This window comes from Paenarthrobacter sp. CM16, assembly GCF_013179505.1.
Lineage (GTDB): Bacteria > Actinomycetota > Actinomycetes > Actinomycetales > Micrococcaceae > Arthrobacter.
In genome coordinates, this window is record NZ_JABMCX010000418.1 from 1 (window position 1) to 3,029 (window position 3,029).

Annotated in this window: 4 protein-coding genes; 2 read left to right on the forward strand and 2 right to left on the reverse strand. The window is 63.8% G+C overall.

Going from position 1 to position 3,029, the window contains the following annotated elements; translation table 11 throughout:
* Nucleotides 1–631: SDR family oxidoreductase (locus tag HP499_RS22735; protein WP_172326338.1), on the reverse strand; the 631-nt coding region annotated here is incomplete at its 3' end.
* 94 nt (nt 632–725) lie between these two features.
* Nucleotides 726–1,811 carry an NAD(P)-dependent alcohol dehydrogenase gene (locus tag HP499_RS22740; RefSeq protein WP_172326339.1) on the reverse strand — a complete coding sequence of 362 codons (1,086 nt, stop codon included), beginning with the start codon at nt 1,809–1,811 and terminating at the stop codon, nt 726–728.
* A gap of 166 nt (nt 1,812–1,977) precedes the next feature.
* Here HP499_RS22740 and HP499_RS22745 point away from each other — a divergent pair, with 166 nt between their 5' ends.
* Both HP499_RS22745 and HP499_RS22750 read left to right on the forward strand, forming a co-directional pair.
* Nucleotides 1,978–2,652: a TetR/AcrR family transcriptional regulator gene (locus HP499_RS22745; RefSeq protein WP_172326340.1), complete on the forward strand. Its 675-nt coding sequence runs from the start codon at nt 1,978–1,980 to the stop codon at nt 2,650–2,652.
* 98 nt (nt 2,653–2,750) lie between these two features.
* Nucleotides 2,751–3,029 (forward strand): trehalase-like domain-containing protein (locus HP499_RS22750; RefSeq protein ID WP_253951753.1); only part of this gene is annotated, 279 nt, incomplete at its 3' end.

Here is a 3,029-nt window from a genome sequence, read left to right on the forward strand (position 1 = left end):
GACGGCTCCACCCGATGTCGATGCGCTCACCCTCAATAATGTCGGCATCCACCGCCTCGGCCAGGTAGGCGGCGACATCGCTGGCGAGCACGAACGTCAGGCGGGCATCTTCGGAACCCAGCCAAACGAAACGCCCCTTCGCGAAGGGATCTCCGCCCATCCCCACCGCCTGGTCAAAGAAAGCACCCGGGCGCAGGGCCACGAAGGGCACTCCGAGTTCCTCAAACTTATCCTCGGCCAGCTTCTTGTTCCAGAAGTGCGGAATCTGGGGTGTTTGGTCGCTGGTGACGATGCTGATCAGGACGAAGCGGGGCACCCCGGTATGCTTGGCGGCGACGGCCAGGTTGCTGTTCCCGAAGGTATCGATGGCCTTGGCGTTCTTGTCATTGCGCGTGTAGCCCGCCGCTGTGGAGATGGCCGCGGAAACACCGGTCATGGCGGCAATCAAAGAGGCCGCGTCCAACATGTCGCCGCGCGCGATCTCGACACCCTTCGCCTCAAGCTTGGACGCGTTGGATGCGGGCCGTACCAAGGCGCGGACCTTCTTCCCGCGCTTGAGAAGCTCATCCACCACTTGTCCACCCAGAAATCCCGTGGCGCCAACAACAAGGACAGGACGATCTTCAGCCACAGCTTCTCCTCAGGGGTTTGTTCCTAGGGTCAGTGGTAGCACGCCACCGGAACTGCGGGCTAGGGGGCACTTCGCCTCCACAGCAAAAGTGCAATCAGACGGTGATGACCACCTTCCCGCGGGCTTTACCGGCGTCGAGATATCGCATGGCCTCCGGGACCTCGGCCAACGGGTACGTCCGGTCGATCGCCGGGGTGATGGTTCCGGCCTCCAGGAGAGCTGCAAGATATTCCAGGTCCCCGGCGGTTTGAGTGCCCACGATCATGATGAGCCGCTGGCGAATGAAGGGGGAAAGCGTCACGGCCCGAAACTGGCGATCCAGGCCGCCTGTCCAGGACCCGCCCTCCTCACCACCGGTGATCACAGCCGTTCCCACGGGGGTGAGCGCCCGGCGAAGACTCGAGACCGAAGGGTTGCCTGCGATGTCGATGATGACGTCGTACTTGTCAGCGCCCCCGGCCAAGTCAGCACGGTTGGCCAATCCAATACGGTCAACGGAGTCCCGGGCCGTGTAGTCGATGACATGATCAGCGCCGAGGCCCCGCACCAGGTCCGCCTTGGCAGCACTGGCTACCCCGGTGATCTGCATCCCGGCTGCCTTGGCAAGCTGCACCGCGTAACTGCCCACACCACCGGAGGCGCCGGTGATCAGGACCTTAAGTTCCTTCAGCGCCGGGCCGGAAGCGGGATCAATGCCGCCGGCACGCAACGCGATCAAGGCGGTGCAGGCGGACACCGGGACCGCCGCGGCTTGCTCGAAGCTGATGCTGGCGGGTTTATGGGCGAGCTGGTTCTCCCGGGCAGCGGCGTATTCTGCGAAGGATCCCTTCCCGGACCCGAAAACGTGGTCACCCACGGCAAACCGCGTCACCTTCGACCCCACAGCTTCCACGGTGCCGGCGAGGTCCAGGCCGGGGACAGGGTTTCGGGGTGCTCGGAAGCCGTAAGCGAGCCGCAGTGCATATGGAAGACCCGTGGTGACATGCCAGGTCCCGCGGTCAAGCCCGGCAGCGCGGACCCTGACCAGGACCTCATTGTCTTTGATGGCCGGGCGAGGGACCTGGGCCTCATGCAGGACATCGGCGGGACCATACGCGTCCTGGACGATGGCCCGCATGAACGGACGCGGCATGGCTGACATGTTCTGACGTGATTCCTTGGCGTGCTGACCAGTGGTCATGGCCGGACCTTTCAGTGCTGGCGATGCTGGGGTTCTTGGGGATTCTTGCAGTTTTTTCGTACGCTGTACTAATGACGTTACCGTACACTGTACTAAACCGCTAGAGCTCCATCCCCGCCACCACCCGCACAACGACCCCAACGACCCCAACGACCACGGAGACCACGTGACCGCAGCACCCCAGCGCATACCCCTGAATCGGGAACGGGTCCTGGCGTGCGCCGTCGAGCTCGCCGACCAATCCGGGATCGCCGCGCTGACCATCCGGTCACTTGCCCGGACCATGGGTACTAAACCCATGTCCCTCTACTACTACGTAGCCAACAAGGACGAGATCCTGGATGGCATCGTGGACATGGTCTTCAGCGAAATCGAACTGCCGGCACCAGGGGGAAATTGGCGCGAGGAAATGCAGCGACGCGCCCGCGGAATGCGCTCAGCGCTCAGGCGCCACCCCTGGGCAGTGGGGCTGCTCGAAAGCCGCTCGGCCCCCGGACCGGCCACCCTCCGGCACCATGAAGCCACACTCTCCACGTTACGGGAAGCCGGCTTCTCCGTGCAGCAGACGGCCCACGCCTACGCCCTGCTGGACAGCTACATCTACGGATTTGCCGTCCAGGAAGCAGCACTCCCGTTCGAAGGCAGGGACACGGCAGCCGAAATCACCGAACCCATCATGGAGCGATTCAGCACCGGTGAGTATCCGCGCATGGTGGAGATCGCCGTCGAGCATGTCCTCAAACCCGGCTACGACTTTGGCGACGAGTTTGAGTTCGGCCTGGACCTGATCCTGGATGGCCTCAACCGGCTGAAAGCCGGACAGCAAGCCGGACAGCAATAGCCGCCTTTGGCTTTCAGGCGCGAGTCTCAGTGGAGGCGCCCGGTTCGAAGGGGTACGGTCAGGCATAGCTGACGACGCCTAGTAAGGGAGCTGACTTAATGGCCAGGATCGAGGACTACGCGATCATCGGGGACCTGAACACCGCCGCCCTGGTGGGGCGCAGCGGTTCCATCGACTGGATGTGCCTGCCGCGCTTCGATTCTCCCGCCTGCTTCGCCGCACTGCTGCACACTCCCGACGCCGGCCGCTGGTTGCTGGCCCCCGCCGGAACACCGGAGGGCGCCAACTGCACGCGACGCCAATACCGCGAGGACACCCTCATCCTGGAAACGGATTGGGAGGTGGAGGGCGGCTCCGTCCGGGTCATCGACTTCATG

Bases quoted from the DNA above. Each gene is read 5' to 3' on its own strand.
- HP499_RS22740 (WP_172326339.1), bottom strand. From the start codon at position 1,811: ATGACCACTGGTCAGCACGCCAAGGAATCACGTCAGAACATGTCAGCC.